The following is a 17,148-nucleotide window of genomic DNA, read 5'->3' as shown; positions in this document are numbered from 1 at the left end:
TCTCCTCATCGAACGTAGTGGAGGTCGGCAGTCATCCCGGCCTCGAAGTGGTACGCGTTGTGACAGTGGAACATCCACCGTCCTGGATTGTCGGCGTCGAAGTCGATCGCCAATTGTGCACGCGGAAGTACGATCACGGTGTCTCGGCGAAGCCCGCCGTACGAGGGAACCGAGAAGGTGTGCCCGTGGGTGTGCATCGGATGCCACATATCGGTGTTGTTGTTCATGACGATTCGTATTCGCTCGCCCTGCTTCATGATCAACCGACCCACATCGGTGCCCGCCATTCCCCAGACGTATCGATCCCCGGCCTGGATGAGATCAACCGAATACTCACGATCCGGCACCCGCTGTTCCCACGCGCCCGACGGTCGAAGCGTCGGTTCCAGAACGAGTCGGCCGCCGGACCCTGACAGCACTGCAGGGGAAGTCAGGTCGACGCTCGCTACCGAATCCGGTGTCCGAAGCAGGCACGCGGCGCCACCTGGCTTCCCTTCCACCTTCGCGGCGATAGGCCACGAACCGGACTGCACCGTCACCAATACGTCGTATCGCTGCGCGGGTGCGATCAGAATCTCGTCTCCGGCTGTGTAGGCGATGTCCTGCCCGTCAGCACTGACAACGGTCAACTCGTGCCCGGCGACCGAGAAACGGTACGGAGTCTCCGCCCCGGCATTGATCACACGCAATCGAAGCCGTGTTCCGGCCGCTGCACTGACGACGAAGGGATCTTCCACAGGCCGTCCGTTGATCAGGTGCAGTGGATACGTGATGTGCGTTGCCATTCCACCGAGCGCCTCGGAATTACCGTGACCGCTGGCGAGAAATTCTGCGGCAGAATCAATCTCTGCATCATCGACTTCCGGTGGAGCTCCGCCGTGCCCATGGTGTCCTCCCTGCACGTCCGGTGACAATGCGCGAAGCACTGCATCCGGGGTTGTTCCCAGCCCGTCGAGCCAGTCGTCGATCACGATGACGACGTCCTCGTCGGCTCCGGTCCGGTCGTTCGGGTCCTCGACCACTAGTGCACCGAATAGCCCTCGATCGGCCTGCAATCCTGAATGGGAGTGGTACCAATATGTTCCGTGATCCGGGGCCACGAAGTCGTAGGTGAACTCGGCACCTGGTCGGATTCGTTCCTGGGTGACCGGTGGGACACCGTCCATGTCGTTGCGGATCGCAATGCCGTGCCAGTGCACCGAGGTCTCCGCCGGAAGGTCGTTCTGCAACCGAACGTTGAGCCGGTCTCCCTTGTAGATTCGAATCTCCGGACCCACCGCTTCTGCACCGTACGACCATGTGTCCACCCCTCTGGCGCCCAGACTCACCCGAGCCGGTGCAGCTGTCAGATTCCGTTGGACTGTGTGCCCGCTACGAAATCTCGCCTGTTCGGCAGCACGAACTTCGTCGTCGAACGGTGAAATCTCAGAACTGGTTTCGTTCGCCGAGCCACGGCTGCACGCACTCAGTGCCACAGAACCCAAAGCCGCAGAACCCACAGCCGCGGAGCCAAGAGTCACCGCTCCCCATCGCAGAGCCAGGCGCCGACTCAACGCACTCGAACTCATGCCGTCAGCGCCGTGAATTCCTGATAGCGTGTCGCGGCAACAGCTTCGGTTCCGGTGCCGGTCAGATTGCCGGCAGCCATGGCATCCATGTCCTCGATCATCCAGAAAGTGGCGAAGGGATGAGTGGCGAGCCACATGTCTCCGTTGACCTTGGCCACTCGGTTCTCCTGCACCGCTGAAAGACTCGAGAACCCGGGAACACCGGCAACCTTGCCGAACTCGTACACGCCCTCGTCGAACATGGCTACGATCCGAGCATCCTGCGCCGGGATTGCCTCGTCGGACAGGGGCGCATACGGCAGTCCTCCAGCGGCATTCGCTCGCTGGGATTCCGGACGCCCGAAGCCGCTCTCCGCCAACAGCAACGACGGCGGCGCCTGCTCGGTGGTGGTGGCAAGGATTCCAGAACTGCTCATCAACACCGACACGGTGTTCGCTTCACCACCGGACCGAGCAGAGACGTCAGCGATCTTGCCTTCCAAAGCGACAGTCAACTTGTCGGCAACCGACTGACGATCAAAAGCGCGTCCGAAGAAGGCAAGATTCTCACGCCACGGAGTTGTGACGGCCGGGACCGGCACTGTGGGGACGGTCGACGCGAGGGAGTCGTAGTAGCTCCGATCGCCCATCGACGTGAAGATGACCAGTCCAGGATCCTGGGCGAGGACCTGCTCGATCGGGGGTGCACCGAGCGGCGGCACCGTGACCACCTCGGTACCCGCTGACGCCAAGATGTCCTGGCCGATCTCCGATCCCCACGACGTGAAGACCACGTCAGGGGTGATGCCGACGGCAAGGAGACCGAGTGCGGCGTATTCGTCGAGGGAAACAATTCGCCCGAGGTCGCCCGGAACCGACGTCTCACCGAATTCGTGGGACACAACACGCGTTCCCTCGGCAGGTTCCGTCGTCGGTCCCGCCTCACTCGAGCTACAGGCGGCCGCAGTCAGGGCAACGACACTGACCAGCAGCGAAGCACCCAGCCTCGATAGGTAACCGGGTCGCGTTTTCAACTTCATGGTGTCCTTCAGCTTCGAATAATCGGGGGTTCGCTACAAATCGGAGCACTGCTCGGATTTGGCAAGTAAACCTCACCTAAGTTCATCCGTCAATCGGTTGCGTCGACTACGCGACCCGATCCGACGCCGCTAAGCTCGGTCGGACCATGACTGCGCCATCACCTGACAAGAAGTCCGCCGCGAAATCACAGCGCCGCCGGAGTTACAACACCGGGATCACTGCGGACGCCGTGCTGACCGTGGCGCTCGGGCTCAGTCGCGAGCACGGAGTCGAGGGCTGGTCGCTGCGGCAGCTGCTCAGCGAACTCGATACGTCGTTCTCCGTCGTCTATCGACTCGTCGGAGATCGGGACGCGCTCTCGGCTGCGGTGGTCGACAGTGCGGTGTCGGCCGTGAACGTGCCATCCGCACAAGAAGATTGGCGTCAATGGCTGACGCATCTACTCTTGCAGATGCGAGAGGCCTTGATCGAGTGTCCAGGCGCGGCACAGTGGCTGCTGATGAACGGAGTTGCCACCCAGCGCAGCCGGGAACTCATGGAGGCCGGATTGGCTTCACTGACCGCCGCCGGGTTCGGGGAAGAAGCCGCTCAGGCTTACACCGTCGCCTTCACTTCGACAACCACACTGATTGCCATGAACGACGCCAGGCGCATTCCCAGCGGACAGCCTTCACCCGATCACAGCGCGATGCTGGAACGCCTGAGCAACGACGGACCCTCAGATCCCCGTTCATCGATGGAGACACTGATCGGGAAATTTGCCGGTCCACCGGATGCTGCGGAAGCAACACGGGCAGAACACTATCGCTACACACTCGACCGTGTCCTCGACGGTCTAGAGGCGCGACTGGACGCAATCAAAGAGTCACAGAAATGACCTCGGGGTCGCTGTCGCACTTGTGCGACAGCGACCCCGCGGATGATCTGGATTCTCGGTATGCCTAGCGGAACAGGTTCGCGACGAACGGAATCGTGTCGGCCTGCGATTCGACCAAAGCGCCGCTGTGATCGGTGTTGTAGGTCTTGAACGTGACCGGTTCACCGTTGGCGACCAACGCTGCAACCAGCGAAAGTGCAGACGGTGCAGGGACATCCACGTCAAGCAGGCCCTGGCCGATAAAGATAGGGCGGTCGTATCCACTGGTCGGTACACCCATGTAATCGTTCAGCAGACCCTGGAAGTTCGGGATCTGACTGAGCGGGCGGGAGAAGATGTCACCGAGGACCAGATCCTTGGATGCCTCGTCCAGATCTGCGGCGCAGAGCTTTTCGGCCGAGTCGACCTTTTCCCTCCCCAAGTCGTTCAGGTAGGAATTCAAGTCGATCTCGGGGTGCGCTTCCCGCAAGCCCGCGAGGATGTAGAGCGCGTACGACGTCAACCCGCCGCCGAGGGCGATGGGAGGGAAGCCCGGACCGGCAGGCAGGAGGGTCAACTCGATGTTGGCCGGCACTCCGGTACCCACGCCACCGCGGTAGTCGAGCGAATCCCCTCCGTACTCGGTTGCGTAGCGGGCCGTCGTGATGGCCGCACCGCCGCCCTGCGACTGTCCGACCACTGCCCAACGATTCGAGATGGAGGAGTCGATGACCCGGGCCGCCTTGACCGAGTCGACTACGCTGTGCGCCTCCACCTTTCCGTCGAGGTACGGCATCAGCCCTGGTGTACCCAGACCGACGTAGTCGGTGGCGACGACGGCGTAGCCCTCCGAGAGCCAGCGCCCCAGGTACGGGTAGTCACGTTCGGGCAGGCCGGGACCGACCAGCGAAGGGGCACAGGAATCGTCGAGTCCGGTGGTGCCGTGCGCCCAGGCGATGACGGGCCAACCACCTTCCGGTGCCGGGCCGGCCGGGACGTAGTACGCGCCACTGCTCAGCGCGGGCCCGCCGTTGGAACCGATGGTCCAGTACGTGAATCGCTTGGCGTCGGCGGTACCCGGAATCCACAGATCCTTCGGTAGCGGCTCACTCGACACCACAGTGCCGGTGGCTTGCGACGCGCTCGGCGCCTGCGCGGACGCGATGGGCGCAGCAACGGCGGAGCCGATCGTTGCAGCACAGAGGGCTGCGATGGATATACGGGCAAACGACTTCGACTGGAATTTCACGTCTGACGACTCCGGTTCGTGCGGTGGGCGACCTCGTTGGACGTTATCGTAGATTTTGTTTAACCGATCGGTCAAGCAAAATCTTGCAGCTTTGCGACACGTACATGTCGAGATCCCGGCCCCGACTCCGACCCAGTATCGAACCGGCACGAAGAAACAGTAGGAGGATGTGTCCATGGCACACGTACAGCGTTTCGACCACATCGGCATCACCGTCGCGGACCTCGAATCAGCGACGGCGTTCTTCGTCGGTCTGGGTCTCGAGGTGGAGGGCACCGGATCCGTGGAGGGCGAGTTCGTGGAAACCGTCTGCGGTATCCCTGGAGCAAAGTGTGAAATCGCCATGCTGCGCCCTCCGGGCGAAGGGTCACGGCTCGAGCTCTCGTCCTTCGTCACGCCCGACCACGTACCCGGATCGCCTGCTCCGATGGCCAACGAGATCGGTCTGCGCAACGTGTCTTTCGAGGTGGGCGATCTCCAGGCGGCGGTCGACGCGGTGGCTGCGGATGGTTACGGGCTCATCGGCGGGATCGGCGAGTACGAGAACAGCGTGCGCATGGCCTACGTGCGTGGGCCGGAAGGGATCATTGTGTCCCTGTTCGAGCAGATCGCCTGAAGCGTCACGGCAATCGGACCGTCAGATCGCCTTCCACGAGCTGACCAGAGCGCCCATCGCGGCCGCGAATTCGGCAAACGCCGCGTCGATTCTGACGCGGTCACCGGTCGTCACGAGATCGAGCGTCAACCCCCGAATCTGCGCCAACACGATCGTCGCGTAGCGATCAGCGCGATCGGGCGGACATCCATGCGCGAGCGCAGCTTCCGTCAAACCACCCAACCAGTCCCCCACCACATGATCGAGAAACTCGCGATACCGCTCCGGATGCAACAACGCCTGTCCGTAGATCTCGAACATCAAGCGAAAGTTCGGCAACGATTCCGCTGATGTGCGCCTATTCCAGTAACTCGTCAACATCTCGACGATGTCGGTCCCGGAAGAGATGTCGAGAGAAGAGCTGTCTCGCAGGGTGGCGACTACTTCAGTGAGTAGTTGTTCCTTCGAACCGAAATGGTGGATGAGTGTCGCATGGCTGATCCCCAGGTCCTTGGCCAACGGCCGCATGGACAGTTCACCGACGCCGTTCGCCGTGACATACGCGGTTACCTGCGCGAGCAATTCGGCACGGCGATGCTGGTAACGCAGTTTCCGGCCGTCGATCGGCGTGCTGTCCTCCACCTGCAGGAGCCTACGCAGTACCGGAAACAGAGCAGTACCGGAAACACAGCAGTACCGGAAGCACAGCAATAACGGTTACACGGTGACGTGGTGGCGATCCGATCGACTGATCGTGACAGCGGCGACGACGATACCGATCACCACGCCGATGAGAGTGTCTGCGACGCGAGCCACTGCCGCTTCGGTCCCGATCGGGGCACTGAAACCGATGAGAAGCAGTGCCATCGGAGTGACGGCGAGTGACGTCAGCGCATAGTTCTTGATGACGAGCAGCTCCGCAGCAGTCTGCAGAATCACGATCACGGCAACGGCTTGCCAGTAGCCGAGTGTCAAAGCGATGAGCCCAGCGGCCACGACGGCGCCACCGACATTTCCCACCAACCGCTGAATCCCGCGCTGGACGGTCTGCTTGTAGTTCAGTCCCTGCATCGCGGCGATGGCACCCATCGACGCCCACAGCGGATGCTCCAACCCGGCTCCTGCCGCGAGCCAACCGGCCAGAGCCGAGGCCGCCACGATGCGGAGAGCATTCATCCGCACCGGGCGCGAATACAGTCGGCGCAATCCTTCGAGAAAATAGCCCTCGGGGGCGGCAAGCGTGGGCGCCGGCGCGAGGTCGTGTTCGATCATGCTGGAGCGCTTGAGCTTCCGAAGTTCCTTCTCGTGCTGAGCAATACTCCGGATCAAAGTCGCGTCGCCGTGCAACTGCCATTGCTGTACTGCCGCTTCTGCTTCGTCGAGCACTGCCACCAGTTCGCGTCCGTGATCGACGGTCCACTTGATCCGACCGCTCGACGCAATGACCAAGCGGGCGTTGGCAATCGATCCGAGCGCCGGTTCCACTCCGCCTGTGCCGGACTGTTCGAGACGCCCCACCGCGGAGACTGCACGAGCCACGGCCAGGCGCGCAGGGCCCATCGGCAAGACGAGCGCCGGGAGCATCGCGGCCACCCAACCGACCACAACTCCGAGCGCACCGGCAGTCACCAGCCTCGCCAGATCATCGACACTGGAGGCATATCCGGCTGCACCGGTCGCCGCGAAGACGAGGATGACGGGCCCTGGTCCGGTGATCCGGAAGCCCGACATGAAGCAGTACGACGCACCGGCCAGCAACGACAGGATGCCGATCTGCAACCACATCGGAACGCCCACAACACCCATTGCGCTGCCGAAAGCGATGGAAACCACCAATGCGGCACCGACCATCGCCAGCTTGCCCGCCAACCGGGGATACGGCTCGTACCTACCGAACGCGGCGCACAGCGCACCCAAGGCCGCGAAGCCGGCCAACTCCCGATGCCCGAGCAGTCCGCCGACCACGAGGACTACGGCGGTGGCGAGCCCGACCCTGATCGCGGGGGCGATGGTCGCGTCGGCGGATCCGACGCGAAAAGCCGCTCGCCACGTCGCCCCGGAGACCGTATGTGCAATGGCCTCACTCGAATGAGTGAGACGGCTGGGCGTCCTGGCTGCGGTTTCGGTTCGGGTCACCGACTCAGCATACATTTATTTCACCAGTAAATTACTTGTGAAGTAATGTGAATTCTGTCGCTAAGATGGGGCCATGGGTGCGACTGACAGATCCGAAGACGACTTCATCGACAAAGTCCGTCGCGAATGGAAGCGCGCCTACCCGGAGTTCGACACCGCTCCCGTCGAAGTGATGGGCCGGATCGCCCGCATCAACGCGCAGTCTCTTCACCAGCTCGACCGCGCCCTGGCGTCCAGCGGGGTCTCTCGCGCCGAATTCGACGTGATGAGTGCACTCGCTCGCAGTGACCGCCCCCTGCGAGCGAGCGAAGTCACCGCCGTCACGATGGTCAGCGGCGCCGCCACCACAAAACACGCAGACCGTCTGGCCAAGCTGGGCTTTGTCGAGCGTCAGCGTTTCGAACACGACGGACGGGTGGTTCTGCTTCAACTCACCGATGCCGGTCGCGCATTGGTCGAGGCAGAGTTTCCCCGACGCGTCGAGCGAGACCGTCAAGTACTGACCGGACTCGACGAGGACGAACGCACCCAGTTGACGGCACTGCTCAAACGAATCTCACGCAACATCGACTCTGGAATCTGGGACTGACCTACTTCGGCAGCGGTACGTTCTGCAATCGCACCTGACCTCGCGCCACCTCTTTGCCCGATTCCGGATCGGTGATGACCACCGACCACAACTGCTGAACGCGTCCCTGCTGAATCGGCACAGCCACGACGTCCACGCGCCCACCCGTACGCGCCCGCAGGAAATCCGTTCCGTTGTGGACGCCGACGGCGAATTCGCCACGATCCGCCACTGCAGTGCTGGCTCCGATGCTCGCGGCCGACTCGACGGCGGTCGTGTAGACACCGCCGTGAACTACACCCCACGGAGTGTGATGCGCCTCGGACAGATCGATGTGCCCGACGACCTTCGTGCCGGACACCTCGTCCAGTTGCAATCCGGCAGCGCTGACAAATCCGCTTGCTGCCTCGAGATTCAATTCCGTCATGACGACCCCTCATCTGCTCCGTTGGATTTCTCGACCTACCTTCCGCCCTCGAATACATACCTTCAAGTGCTAAGTTGGAATTCCCAACTAACTTCTCCAACTAACAGGGGCCCAGAGATGACGGCGACAAAAGGACGCAACTGCTCCATCGCCAACGCCTTGGAGGTCGTCGGCGAGAAGTGGTCACTGTTGGTGCTCCGAGAAATCGTCCTCGGACAACGACGGTTCGACGAGATCGCCGCGGGCACGGGTGCGAGCCGCGACATCCTCGCCGCGCGTCTGCGCACCCTCGTCGAGGCCGACGTCCTCACGAAGCGTCGCTACGAAGACCATCCACCGCGCTACGAATACGTCGCCACCGAATCAGGGAAGGCGCTCTACCCGATCCTGATGGCACTCATGGAATGGGGAGATACCTTCGCGACGACGGGTCCGCCGCCTACCGTCGTCGAGCATCGTTGCGGTGAGATCCTGCACGCCCAAGTTGTCTGCGCACACTGCAAAGAACCGCTGGCCGCCAGAGATGCGCACGTAGTCGAACTCTCGCCACCCGCTCGATAGCGTCAGCGTCCGGGCGGAAACCCGCCTGTTGCGATCGGACCCCAGGAGTCGACGGTGACGCGGATCAGGCTCTTACCCTGCTTGCGCATGGCTTCGCGGTACTCGTCCCAGTCGGGATGATCACCGGCGATGGATCGGTAGTAGTCGACCAACGGTTCCACCGAGTCCGGGAGGTCGATCAACTCCGCGGTTCCGTTCACCTGGACGTACGGACCGTTCCACTCGTCGGAGTGGATACACAGAGACACCGCCGGGGTGCGGCGAACGTTCGCGGCCTTGGCCCGTTCCGGGTACGTGGAGATGACGATCCGACCCTCGTCGTCGACCCCGCACGTCACCGGAGAGATCTGCAACTCGCCGGATTTCTTCACCGTGACGAACGTGGCCCGATGACGCGGCCTGATGAACTCGAGGAGTTCGGCAAACGAAACACGATCTGCGCTGGCGATCTTGGACATGACCTCAGCCTAATTCGATTTACGAGCTGACGCTCAGGGCATCTCGATGGTCTGAGCACGTGCGATTTCGTCGATTGCACGAATGACGTACGCGCTCTGAGCTTTCTTCACTCCGGTCGACAGACTTCCGATGACCAGAACCGCCGAACGCAGGTACGCGCCGTGCCCGATGCGGAACGAATCGTCCTCCAAATCCGAAATCCCGAGCGCCCCGGTGTAGACCGCAGCGAGCGCCTGCACGTCCAGATCCGGCAGCCACACGATTGTGGACTTGGCGCAGGCAGTAAGCGCATCCTGCACGTCCTCGCTGGACAAGCCGTCCGGATGCGTGTCCTCGAGCAATTCGCGCACGATCGCCGCGTGAACCGAGCTGACCTGCTCGAACGAGAGCCCGCGCAGTTCCTCGACAGCCACGAGCAGTCCGTCACGATTTGCCGCCCGCACCGCGGCGAGTGCGTCGGCCGTGGCATCAGCGATGTCACGGGCGACCTTCGGCCAATGCGTCGGCCAGCTCTGTTCCGGCGTCCGCTGTTCCGGCGTCCGCTGTTCCGGCGTCCGCTGTTCTGGCGTCATCGTGGTATCTCCTCGGTCCTCGCGTTCATGCGGAAGCCTTCCACATCCCACCGACAGGCCAGGCGATCCGTCAGCGCAGCCGCTCCAACAAGGACATTGCGTTGTGCGGCGCAAAGCCTTTCATGTCGTTGTCGAAGTAGACGTACACGTCGAGGCCTTCGTCCATCCAATCCCGAAAGCGCTTGGACCACTTGTCCAGAGCTTCGTCGGTGTACCCACTCGCATACAGTTCCTTGTCCCCGTGCATCCGCACGTAGACAAAATCGGTAGTCGGAGTGGTGATGCGGGGATATCTGCCGGCGGTGTCTGCGACGACAAAACCGATGGAGTGCTCGCGCATCAGGTCCACGGCTTCGTCGGTCTCGAAGCTGGCGTGCCGCGCTTCCACCGCGTAGCGAATCGGCACATCCCTCTCGGTCTGGGCGAACACTCGGTCTTCGGTGAGCTTGTCGTCGTGCTGTGCTGCCAGATCGGCTGCAGCCTGGGTGGTGCGGGGAAGACCGTCGAAGAAGTCGGTCAACCGCTGCGGTTCGAACTGCAGCGTCGGAGGTAGTTGCCACAGGATCGGTCCGAGTTTGGGGCCGAGGGCGAGTGTTCCGGCGGCGAAGAAGTTGGCGAGTCCGTCACGGGCGTCGAGCAGTCGTTTCATGTGCGTGATGTACCGGCCGCCCTTGATCGCGAACACAAAATCTTCGGGAGTTTCACTGCGCCATTTGGTGTAGCTTTCCGGCTTCTGCAGGGCATAGAACGAGCCATTGATCTCGATCGACGTCAATCTCTCTGCGGCATAAGATAATTCTTTGCGGTGAGGAAGACCTTTCGGATAGAAATCTCCGCGCCACGCGGGATACGTCCACCCGGAGATACCTACCCGAATATCTGCCATCGATTCAGACTAAGCGGCACTCGAGCGTTTTGACACTCCGTGTTTCACACTCCGGCACTGAGCGCGACGGATACCGGTACGACGGTCAGGCACACCACCGCACCGACGAACAACGCGATCACGAGGCGACGGTCCCACTTTCCGCGTGCACCACTGGCAGCCAGCATGAAGATCACAAAACCTACACACACGGACACGATAGTCACGATCACCGGAGTTCCAACCATGCCGTGATTGTCCCCTACCCATTGCCACCGAGCGCCCTACGGGTACACGATCGAAGTACCCATCCCGAGCAAGGAGTGGAAATGCCGAAATACCTCTGGCAAGTGACGTACTCACCCTCCGGCGCCGCCGGCCTACAGCAGGAGGGAGGCACTGCGCGGCGCGACGCGATAACGCGAATGGTCGAAAGCATCGGTGGCACAGTCGAATCCTGCCACTTCGCGCTGGGCGGTCACGACATGTTCGTCATCGGCAACCTGCCGGACGACGTCGCGGCAGCCGCATTGAGCATTCGCACGGCTGCGGCAGGTGCAGCACGCTCGGAGTCGATCACGCTGCTCACGCCGGAGCAGATCGACGAGGCAGTCAAGCGACCGACCGACTACCGCGCGCCGGGCAAATGACGACGGAAGGAATAGATCCCGGCAGCAGCCGAGTTGCACCCGCTGTGACGGAGACTACGAAAACACCTGACCTGGGCACCTACGGAATCTGGCGAGGAGCGGCTGGTTTGCCGCCCGAACTGGGAACAGCGATCGAGAAACTCGGTTTCGGCACCATCTGGATCGGCGGCTCACCACGCGCCGATCTACGGATCGCCGAGAAACTTCTCGACGCGACCGAGCACATCACCGTGGCGACCGGAATCGTCAACATCTGGTCCTCACCTGCGGCCGAGGTGGCGGAGTCCTATCACCGACTCGAAGCCGCGCATCCGGGGCGATTCCTGCTCGGCGTAGGCGTCGGACATCCGGAGGCGACCGGCGACTACACCAAGCCGTACGCCTCGCTCGTGTCGTACCTCGACGAACTCGACGAGGCCCAGGTCCCGGAATCGCGGCGCGTCCTCGCCGCACTGGGACCGAAGGTGTTGAAACTGTCCGCAGATCGCGCTGCCGGCGCGCATCCGTACCTGACCATCCCCGAACACACCGCCGAAGCTCGTGAAATCCTCGGTCCTTCGAAGATTCTTGCCCCCGAGCACAAGGTTGTTCTGGAAACCGATCCGGAGAAGGCCAGAGCAATCGGTCGCCCCGCCGTCGCCAACCCGTATCTGTATCTGCGCAACTACACGAGCAATCTCGAGCGCCTCGGTTTTGCGCCCGAAGAGTTGGCGAACGAAGGAAACGATCGCGTCATCGACGCTCTGGTTGCGCGCGGTACCGCGAAGTCCATCGCGGATCGACTTCGGGAGCATGTCGCGGCAGGTGCCGATCACGTTGCGATCCAAGCACTTCCCGCCGAGGGTGATCCGCTCGCGACCTACGAAGCACTGGCAGCCGAACTCTTCGGCTGATCAGACAACCCTTGACTTGGATAAGTTGTGTCCGAGTATACTTGGACACGACTTATCCGAGTAAAGGAGAAAATCATGAAGATCGTCATTTTCGGAAGCGGACTGATCGGAAGCCAGGTCGCCGCCAAGCTCGCTCACGCCGGGCACGAGGTGAAGGCACTCGGCCGCGCAGACGGGATCGACATCACCACCGGCGCAGGAATCGCCGAAGCAGTCGATGGTGCCGACGTCGTCGTGGATCTGACCAATTCTCCGTCGTGGTCGGACGAAGACGTCTTGGCCTTCTTCCGTGACGGAACCAGCCATATCCTCGCCGCAGAAGAGAAGGCGGGCGTCGGTCACCACGTCATCCTGTCCATCGTCGGCGCCGATCGACTGCCCGATTCCGGGTACATGCGAGCCAAAGTCGCCCAGGAAGACCTGGTCAAAGCCGGCCCGACCCCATATACGATCGTGCGATCGACCCAGTTCTTCGAGTTCGTCGCCGGAATCGCCGACGCCGGAACCACCGACGGCACGGTCCATGCAACACAGGCACATCTGCAGCCCATCGCATCACGGGACGTCGTTTCTCACGTCGCCGAGGTAGTGACCGGTGCGCCGCGTAACGGCACGGTCGAGATCGCCGGGCCCGAACCGCTGGGTATCGACGAACTGGTCCGGCGTCTGTTCGTCGTCACCGGCGACAAGCGCTCGGTGATTTCCGATCCCGAGGCCGGGTACTTCGGCGCGAAACTCGACAACTCGGCACTCACCCCGACACCCGGCGCCGACGCATGGATTGCGCCGACAACGTACGACGCGTGGCTTGCCGAGAAGGCCTGACGTCGACCACTCGAGCGACGTCCGGCCCGCATCACGTTCCACCGCGTCGATAGAGTTCAACCATGAAGCTTTCCGGAGGCGTGGAGTGGTCACTCCACTGCTGTGTGGTTCTCAGCCAGGCCGAGGGGCCGGTACCCACAGCCAGACTCGCCGAACTTCACGGGGTGTCGAAGACATACCTGGCGAAGCATCTGCGAGCGCTCGCGCACGCCGGTCTGGTCAATCCGACCGAGGGCCGAGACGGTGGGTACGTCCTCACCCGGGCTCCCGAGAAAATCACCGTTCTCGACGTCGTCCAGGCCGTTGACGGCACCGAACCTGCGTTCCGGTGCACGGAGATTCGACAGCAAGGAATCCTCGCCGCTCCACCGGAGCAGTGCCGTTCCGCCTGCGGAATTGCCAAAGTCATGGCCGACGCCGAAAAAGCCTGGCGCGCATCGCTGTCGGGAGTCACGATTGCAGATCTTGCTGCAACCCTGGATCTTCCGGCACTCAGAAAGATCCTGACCACACCGATCGCACCTTAGAGCGGCCCACACCTCACGAGGCATCAATCCATCGTTCAACTATCGGGTACCTTGTTCGGGGATCAAATCTTGACGAAGAATCTTCCGGGAATTTTCGCAAGATCTCGGAGGGGGTTTCATGGGAGTCAGTGGCGCTGCGGGGTTGGGGCAGAACATTCGTCAAACAACTGGACTGTTGCGTCGCTGGTGGTCTCTTGCGTACGACGGTGAATGGTTCCCTCGGTTTCTGGCTGCTCGATCGATGTTGGGGACAGCCAGAGTGGTCGTCACCTTTTGGTGCGCTGTGTTCGTGGCACTCGCCGTACTGGCTCAATTCGTGAAGGGTGGCGCAACCGACCTCCCTGAACGGCTCGCGGCGGGCACAGCATGCATGATCGCGCTCTACTGCATGATTCGCTGGTCACTCGGACGGTCTTGGCCGAGCCACCACCAATCCGTTCGTTTCATTTCGCTCACCAATATCTGCTTGTCCTTGATACTTCTCGCCGGAATCCATTCGAGCTTCCTGGCGTTGACCGGCGCCGTTCTGTTCGTGGTCGTCGCGAACTATTCGTCGGTATTCCACAGCCCTCGAATAGTCACGGCACAGATCGTCGGCGCGCTGTTCGTCGTTGCCCTACTGACAATTCGCGCTGTAACCGATCCGGATACCGATTCTTCGCTGTCGGTGTCCACTGGATTCGTCATCGGGTGTGTTATCGCGTCCGCCGCGATGACCGTGCATTTCCTCGTCTTGTACCTGACCGACGATGCACGACACTCTTGGCGCGATCCACTCACCGCTGCTCTGAACCGACGTGGGCTGCACAACGTCTGGCAACAACTGTTCGGTGTCGGCGAACTCCAAGGACACGTTGTCCTCGCGGTGGTGATCGATGTCGATTCGTTCAAGAGCGTCAACGACAAACTGGGTCACGCAGAAGGTGATCGGATGCTGGTGACAGTCGGTCGGCGTCTGAACTCAGCGGTCGGAGAGGTCGGGCTGGTTGCCCGGACAGGCGGCGACGAGTTCGTGATTCTCATGCCCGTGGAGCCACGTCGCATCGAACAAACCGTGGTCGACATTCACAATTCGATATCGCGGCCCGCCGGTCGGCAGTCGATTTCCGTGAGCGTCGGAGCCAGCGTGTGGCTGTCCTCGACAATCCCGGACGCTTCAGGAACCATCGATCGGATACTTGCCGACGCCGACAACGCGATGTATCGAGCCAAGCGACGGGGTGGAGACCAGGTGGCCTGGGCGGTAACGCATCTGAGCTGATCGACAGGTCTACTTGCCGACCGAACTCAGAGCGCCGCTTCGCTGTCGTTCGCCGGATCCAACTGATCCTGGGTTGCCGCCCAACTCGCCAAGAGTTTGAGTGCGTCAGCCGTGGGCGTCCCCGGCGCCGCGGTGTAGACCAGCAGTGTCAGCCCGGGATTGGACGGCAGTTCCATCGCCTCGAAGTTCAGCTCCAGGTCGCCGACGACGGGGTGACGAACCTTCTTGAATCCCGTCCGATGAAAGCGCACATTGTGTTTCGCCCACCGGGTGCGGAATACCTCACTGCGAGTGGCAAGTTCACCGATGAGCTCGGTCAGCGCCTTGTCATGGGGATTGCGCCCCGCTTCCGAACGGAGCATCGCGGCGATGTCGTCTGCCGCGCGCTCCCAATCTACGAAGAAGTCCTGCGACGCCGGGTCCAGGTACACGAAGCGGGCGTTGTTCGCCGGCCTACGCGGATCAGCCAAGACTGGCGAATACAACGCGCGCGCCATGCGATTGGCCGCCAGCATGTCGTGCCTGGCATTGCGTACCCACGCCGGCGCGTCGGTGATGGCGTCGAGTATCTGCTGAATCGCCGGGCTCACGCCCTTGGGGGCGGGGCGCTTTCTACTCGGTGCGCCTGCACTGGCGGACTTCGCGAGGTCGTACAAATGGGCAGTTTCGGCTTCGTCGAGTTGCAATGCCCGCGAAAGGCTTTCGAGTACCGAGTCCGACGCTCCCGCCAGATTTCCGCGTTCCATGCGCACGTAGTAGTCGATGCTCACACCGGCGAGCAGAGCGACTTCCTCACGGCGCAACCCCTTGACGCGACGGTTTCCGCCGTAAGCCGGGAGCCCTGCCTGCTCGGGTGTGATGCGAGCACGACGGGAGCTGAGGAATTCGCGGATCTCGGCTCGGTTGTCCATGCAGTTCACGTTACTCGAGCGGCGAAGACCGAGGGAGGTACTGCCGTTACCTGGAACAACAGACACTCCCGCGCTCGCGAGGCGCCGCGTTGACTGATTGCAGTCGACCGGTTCACGCAGAAACGTCGACTTCCAAGCACGCGACACCAGAAGCAAGAGGGGACACCATGCGAGCAACCATCATGTACGGCGCCGGAGACGTTCGGGTCGAGACCGTGCCCGATCCGGTACTGCAGCAGCCGACGGACGTGATCGTGCGGGTCGTCAGGGCCTGCGTTTGCGGCTCTGACCTGCACCCTTACCACAACATGCCGGCAACACCCGGTGGTTCCCCGATGGGCCACGAATTTGTCGGAGTGGTCGAAGAGACCGGTCGCGAGGTGTCCACGTTGAAGAAGGGCGACTTCGTCATCGCCCCCTTCGCCTGGTCCGACGGGACGTGCGACTTCTGCCGCGAAGGCTTGCAGACGTCTTGCCGCCACGGCGGCTTCTGGGCCGGAAACGGGATCGGAGGCGGGCAGGCGGAGGCCATCCGAGTGCCGTTGGCAGACGGCACCCTGGTCAAGGCGCCGGTCGGTGAGGACTCCGAACTCCTGCCGTCACTGCTCACGCTCTCCGACGTCTTCGGCACCGGCTATCACGCGGCGGTCAAGGGTGGCGTCAACCAACGCACGACGGTCACGGTCATCGGCGATGGAGCCGTGGGGCTGATGGCAGTGCTCTCCGCCAAACGCCTCGGCGCCGAGCGCATCATCCTCATGGGGCGCCACAAGACCCGCACGGACCTCGGCCTCGAGTTCGGAGCCACCGATGTAGTTGCCGAACGTGGGGACGAGGGCATCGAGAAAGTCCGCGAACTGACCGGAGGCGACGGCACTCATGTCGTCCTCGAAGCGGTAGGTCACATGCCTGCCTACGAGCAGTCACTCGGAGTTGTCCGACCGGGCGGCGTCATCAGCCGAGTCGGAGTACCCCAATACGAAGAAGCCCCAATCGGATTCGGGACGCTCTTCGGACCCAACATCACGCTCACCGGTGGACCGGCTCCGGTGCGCGCGTACATCGAAGAGCTGATGCCGGATGTGCTCGACGGAAAGATCGAGCCGGGCAAGGTCTTCGACCACACCGTCGGGCTCGACGACGTAGCGGAAGGCTATCGAGCCATGGACTCCCGTGAATCGTTGAAGGTCCTCGTCCGCCCGTAA

General features: G+C 62.3%; 21 protein-coding genes. 10 read left to right on the top strand and 11 right to left on the bottom strand.

What is annotated here, in order from left to right; genetic code table 11:
* Positions 1 to 5: 5 nt before the first annotated feature.
* Positions 6 to 1,568 (bottom strand): multicopper oxidase family protein, encoded by a 1,563-nt coding sequence (locus tag ABX74_RS14230; protein ID WP_047889043.1) that lies wholly within the window; start codon positions 1,566 to 1,568, stop codon positions 6 to 8.
* Entirely contained in the window at positions 1,565 to 2,449 is an 885-nt protein-coding gene (locus ABX74_RS14225) for an ABC transporter substrate-binding protein (RefSeq protein WP_223257909.1), read from the bottom strand. The genes ABX74_RS14230 and ABX74_RS14225 overlap by 4 nt, the downstream gene beginning before the upstream one ends.
* 284 nt (positions 2,450 to 2,733) lie before the next feature.
* On the opposite strand from ABX74_RS14225, the gene ABX74_RS14220 reads away from it, so the two are divergent.
* Positions 2,734 to 3,465: a TetR/AcrR family transcriptional regulator gene (locus ABX74_RS14220; RefSeq protein ID WP_019745586.1), complete on the top strand. Its 732-nt coding sequence runs from the start codon at positions 2,734 to 2,736 to the stop codon at positions 3,463 to 3,465.
* 64 nt (positions 3,466 to 3,529) lie between these two features.
* Here the strand turns inward: ABX74_RS14220 and ABX74_RS14215 are convergent, their stop codons facing one another.
* Positions 3,530 to 4,693, bottom strand: a complete 1,164-nt coding sequence (locus ABX74_RS14215) for an alpha/beta hydrolase family protein (protein WP_007729711.1) — start codon at positions 4,691 to 4,693, stop codon at positions 3,530 to 3,532.
* 175 nt (positions 4,694 to 4,868) lie between these two features.
* Here ABX74_RS14215 and ABX74_RS14210 point away from each other — a divergent pair, with 175 nt between their 5' ends.
* On the top strand, positions 4,869 to 5,309 hold the full coding sequence (locus tag ABX74_RS14210; RefSeq protein ID WP_029256408.1) for a VOC family protein: 441 nt from the start codon (positions 4,869 to 4,871) through the stop codon (positions 5,307 to 5,309).
* Positions 5,310 to 5,330: 21 nt separating this feature from the next.
* Here the strand turns inward: ABX74_RS14210 and ABX74_RS14205 are convergent, their stop codons facing one another.
* Together ABX74_RS14205 and ABX74_RS14200 are read right to left on the bottom strand one after the other, a co-directional pair.
* Positions 5,331 to 5,930 carry a TetR/AcrR family transcriptional regulator gene (locus tag ABX74_RS14205; protein WP_029256409.1) on the bottom strand — a complete coding sequence of 200 codons (600 nt, stop codon included), beginning with the start codon at positions 5,928 to 5,930 and terminating at the stop codon, positions 5,331 to 5,333.
* Between the two features lie 75 nt (positions 5,931 to 6,005).
* Positions 6,006 to 7,439: an FUSC family protein gene (locus ABX74_RS14200; protein WP_047889041.1), complete on the bottom strand. Its 1,434-nt coding sequence runs from the start codon at positions 7,437 to 7,439 to the stop codon at positions 6,006 to 6,008.
* Between the two features lie 58 nt (positions 7,440 to 7,497).
* Here ABX74_RS14200 and ABX74_RS14195 point away from each other — a divergent pair, with 58 nt between their 5' ends.
* Entirely contained in the window at positions 7,498 to 8,013 is a 516-nt protein-coding gene (locus ABX74_RS14195; protein ID WP_020909356.1) for a MarR family winged helix-turn-helix transcriptional regulator, read from the top strand.
* A gap of 1 nt (position 8,014) precedes the next feature.
* Here ABX74_RS14195 and ABX74_RS14190 read toward each other — a convergent pair whose 3' ends face one another.
* Positions 8,015 to 8,419, bottom strand: coding sequence for a PaaI family thioesterase (locus ABX74_RS14190; protein WP_019745591.1), 405 nt, complete (start codon positions 8,417 to 8,419; stop codon positions 8,015 to 8,017).
* A 117-nt stretch (positions 8,420 to 8,536) separates the two neighbouring features.
* On the opposite strand from ABX74_RS14190, the gene ABX74_RS14185 reads away from it, so the two are divergent.
* Positions 8,537 to 8,980: a winged helix-turn-helix transcriptional regulator gene (locus ABX74_RS14185; RefSeq protein ID WP_019745592.1), complete on the top strand. Its 444-nt coding sequence runs from the start codon at positions 8,537 to 8,539 to the stop codon at positions 8,978 to 8,980.
* A gap of 2 nt (positions 8,981 to 8,982) precedes the next feature.
* Here ABX74_RS14185 and ABX74_RS14180 read toward each other — a convergent pair whose 3' ends face one another.
* The 4 genes from ABX74_RS14180 to ABX74_RS14165 all read right to left on the bottom strand — a co-directional run bounded on the left by ABX74_RS14180 (position 8,983) and on the right by ABX74_RS14165 (position 11,124).
* Positions 8,983 to 9,438 (bottom strand): PPOX class F420-dependent oxidoreductase, encoded by a 456-nt coding sequence (locus ABX74_RS14180; protein WP_007729721.1) that lies wholly within the window; start codon positions 9,436 to 9,438, stop codon positions 8,983 to 8,985.
* Between the two features lie 33 nt (positions 9,439 to 9,471).
* Positions 9,472 to 10,011, bottom strand: a complete 540-nt coding sequence (locus tag ABX74_RS14175; RefSeq protein WP_047889040.1) for a hypothetical protein — start codon at positions 10,009 to 10,011, stop codon at positions 9,472 to 9,474.
* 70 nt (positions 10,012 to 10,081) lie between these two features.
* On the bottom strand, positions 10,082 to 10,897 hold the full coding sequence (locus tag ABX74_RS14170) for a DUF72 domain-containing protein (protein ID WP_047889039.1): 816 nt from the start codon (positions 10,895 to 10,897) through the stop codon (positions 10,082 to 10,084).
* A gap of 44 nt (positions 10,898 to 10,941) precedes the next feature.
* Entirely contained in the window at positions 10,942 to 11,124 is a 183-nt protein-coding gene (locus tag ABX74_RS14165) for a hypothetical protein (RefSeq protein WP_007729726.1), read from the bottom strand.
* 81 nt (positions 11,125 to 11,205) lie between these two features.
* Between ABX74_RS14165 and ABX74_RS14160 the strand changes: the two genes are divergently transcribed.
* The 5 genes from ABX74_RS14160 to ABX74_RS14140 all read left to right on the top strand — a co-directional run bounded on the left by ABX74_RS14160 (position 11,206) and on the right by ABX74_RS14140 (position 15,032).
* On the top strand, positions 11,206 to 11,526 hold the full coding sequence (locus ABX74_RS14160; RefSeq protein ID WP_007729728.1) for a GYD domain-containing protein: 321 nt from the start codon (positions 11,206 to 11,208) through the stop codon (positions 11,524 to 11,526).
* A gap of 44 nt (positions 11,527 to 11,570) precedes the next feature.
* The gene (locus ABX74_RS14155; RefSeq protein ID WP_024487511.1) at positions 11,571 to 12,419 is read left to right on the top strand and encodes an LLM class F420-dependent oxidoreductase; all 849 of its coding nucleotides are present in this window, start codon (positions 11,571 to 11,573) and stop codon (positions 12,417 to 12,419) included.
* A 75-nt stretch (positions 12,420 to 12,494) separates the two neighbouring features.
* Positions 12,495 to 13,244 carry an SDR family oxidoreductase gene (locus ABX74_RS14150; protein WP_019745597.1) on the top strand — a complete coding sequence of 250 codons (750 nt, stop codon included), beginning with the start codon at positions 12,495 to 12,497 and terminating at the stop codon, positions 13,242 to 13,244.
* A gap of 62 nt (positions 13,245 to 13,306) precedes the next feature.
* Positions 13,307 to 13,771 (top strand): RrF2 family transcriptional regulator, encoded by a 465-nt coding sequence (locus tag ABX74_RS14145; RefSeq protein WP_020909359.1) that lies wholly within the window; start codon positions 13,307 to 13,309, stop codon positions 13,769 to 13,771.
* A gap of 118 nt (positions 13,772 to 13,889) precedes the next feature.
* Positions 13,890 to 15,032 (top strand): sensor domain-containing diguanylate cyclase, encoded by a 1,143-nt coding sequence (locus ABX74_RS14140; RefSeq protein ID WP_020909360.1) that lies wholly within the window; start codon positions 13,890 to 13,892, stop codon positions 15,030 to 15,032.
* Between the two features lie 26 nt (positions 15,033 to 15,058).
* Here ABX74_RS14140 and ABX74_RS14135 read toward each other — a convergent pair whose 3' ends face one another.
* Positions 15,059 to 15,943 (bottom strand): helix-turn-helix transcriptional regulator, encoded by an 885-nt coding sequence (locus ABX74_RS14135; RefSeq protein ID WP_029256416.1) that lies wholly within the window; start codon positions 15,941 to 15,943, stop codon positions 15,059 to 15,061.
* A gap of 167 nt (positions 15,944 to 16,110) precedes the next feature.
* Here ABX74_RS14135 and ABX74_RS14130 point away from each other — a divergent pair, with 167 nt between their 5' ends.
* Positions 16,111 to 17,148, top strand: a complete 1,038-nt coding sequence (locus ABX74_RS14130; protein ID WP_020971006.1) for a zinc-dependent alcohol dehydrogenase family protein — start codon at positions 16,111 to 16,113, stop codon at positions 17,146 to 17,148.

The organism is Rhodococcus sp. ARP2 (assembly GCF_001029585.1).
Taxonomy (GTDB): Bacteria; Actinomycetota; Actinomycetes; order Mycobacteriales; family Mycobacteriaceae; genus Rhodococcus_F; species Rhodococcus_F erythropolis.
Note: the sequence above shows the minus strand (reverse complement) of the source record. Positions and strands in the feature narration are given on the sequence as shown.

Excerpts from the sequence above, each read along its gene's own strand:
- ABX74_RS14230 (WP_047889043.1), bottom strand. The coding sequence starts at position 1,568 with ATGAGTTCGAGTGCGTTGAGTCGGCGCCTGGCTCTGCGATGGGGAGCG.
- ABX74_RS14220 (WP_019745586.1), top strand. The coding sequence starts at position 2,734 with ATGACTGCGCCATCACCTGACAAGAAGTCCGCCGCGAAATCACAGCGC.
- ABX74_RS14210 (WP_029256408.1), top strand. The coding sequence starts at position 4,869 with ATGGCACACGTACAGCGTTTCGACCACATCGGCATCACCGTCGCGGAC.
- ABX74_RS14200 (WP_047889041.1), bottom strand. The coding sequence starts at position 7,439 with ATGTATGCTGAGTCGGTGACCCGAACCGAAACCGCAGCCAGGACGCCC.
- ABX74_RS14195 (WP_020909356.1), top strand. The coding sequence starts at position 7,498 with ATGGGTGCGACTGACAGATCCGAAGACGACTTCATCGACAAAGTCCGT.
- ABX74_RS14190 (WP_019745591.1), bottom strand. The coding sequence starts at position 8,419 with ATGACGGAATTGAATCTCGAGGCAGCAAGCGGATTTGTCAGCGCTGCC.
- ABX74_RS14185 (WP_019745592.1), top strand. The coding sequence starts at position 8,537 with ATGACGGCGACAAAAGGACGCAACTGCTCCATCGCCAACGCCTTGGAG.
- ABX74_RS14180 (WP_007729721.1), bottom strand. The coding sequence starts at position 9,438 with ATGTCCAAGATCGCCAGCGCAGATCGTGTTTCGTTTGCCGAACTCCTC.
- ABX74_RS14175 (WP_047889040.1), bottom strand. The coding sequence starts at position 10,011 with ATGACGCCAGAACAGCGGACGCCGGAACAGCGGACGCCGGAACAGCGG.
- ABX74_RS14170 (WP_047889039.1), bottom strand. The coding sequence starts at position 10,897 with ATGGCAGATATTCGGGTAGGTATCTCCGGGTGGACGTATCCCGCGTGG.
- ABX74_RS14165 (WP_007729726.1), bottom strand. The coding sequence starts at position 11,124 with ATGGTTGGAACTCCGGTGATCGTGACTATCGTGTCCGTGTGTGTAGGT.
- ABX74_RS14160 (WP_007729728.1), top strand. The coding sequence starts at position 11,206 with ATGCCGAAATACCTCTGGCAAGTGACGTACTCACCCTCCGGCGCCGCC.
- ABX74_RS14150 (WP_019745597.1), top strand. The coding sequence starts at position 12,495 with ATGAAGATCGTCATTTTCGGAAGCGGACTGATCGGAAGCCAGGTCGCC.
- ABX74_RS14145 (WP_020909359.1), top strand. The coding sequence starts at position 13,307 with ATGAAGCTTTCCGGAGGCGTGGAGTGGTCACTCCACTGCTGTGTGGTT.
- ABX74_RS14140 (WP_020909360.1), top strand. The coding sequence starts at position 13,890 with ATGGGAGTCAGTGGCGCTGCGGGGTTGGGGCAGAACATTCGTCAAACA.
- ABX74_RS14135 (WP_029256416.1), bottom strand. The coding sequence starts at position 15,943 with ATGGACAACCGAGCCGAGATCCGCGAATTCCTCAGCTCCCGTCGTGCT.
- ABX74_RS14130 (WP_020971006.1), top strand. The coding sequence starts at position 16,111 with ATGCGAGCAACCATCATGTACGGCGCCGGAGACGTTCGGGTCGAGACC.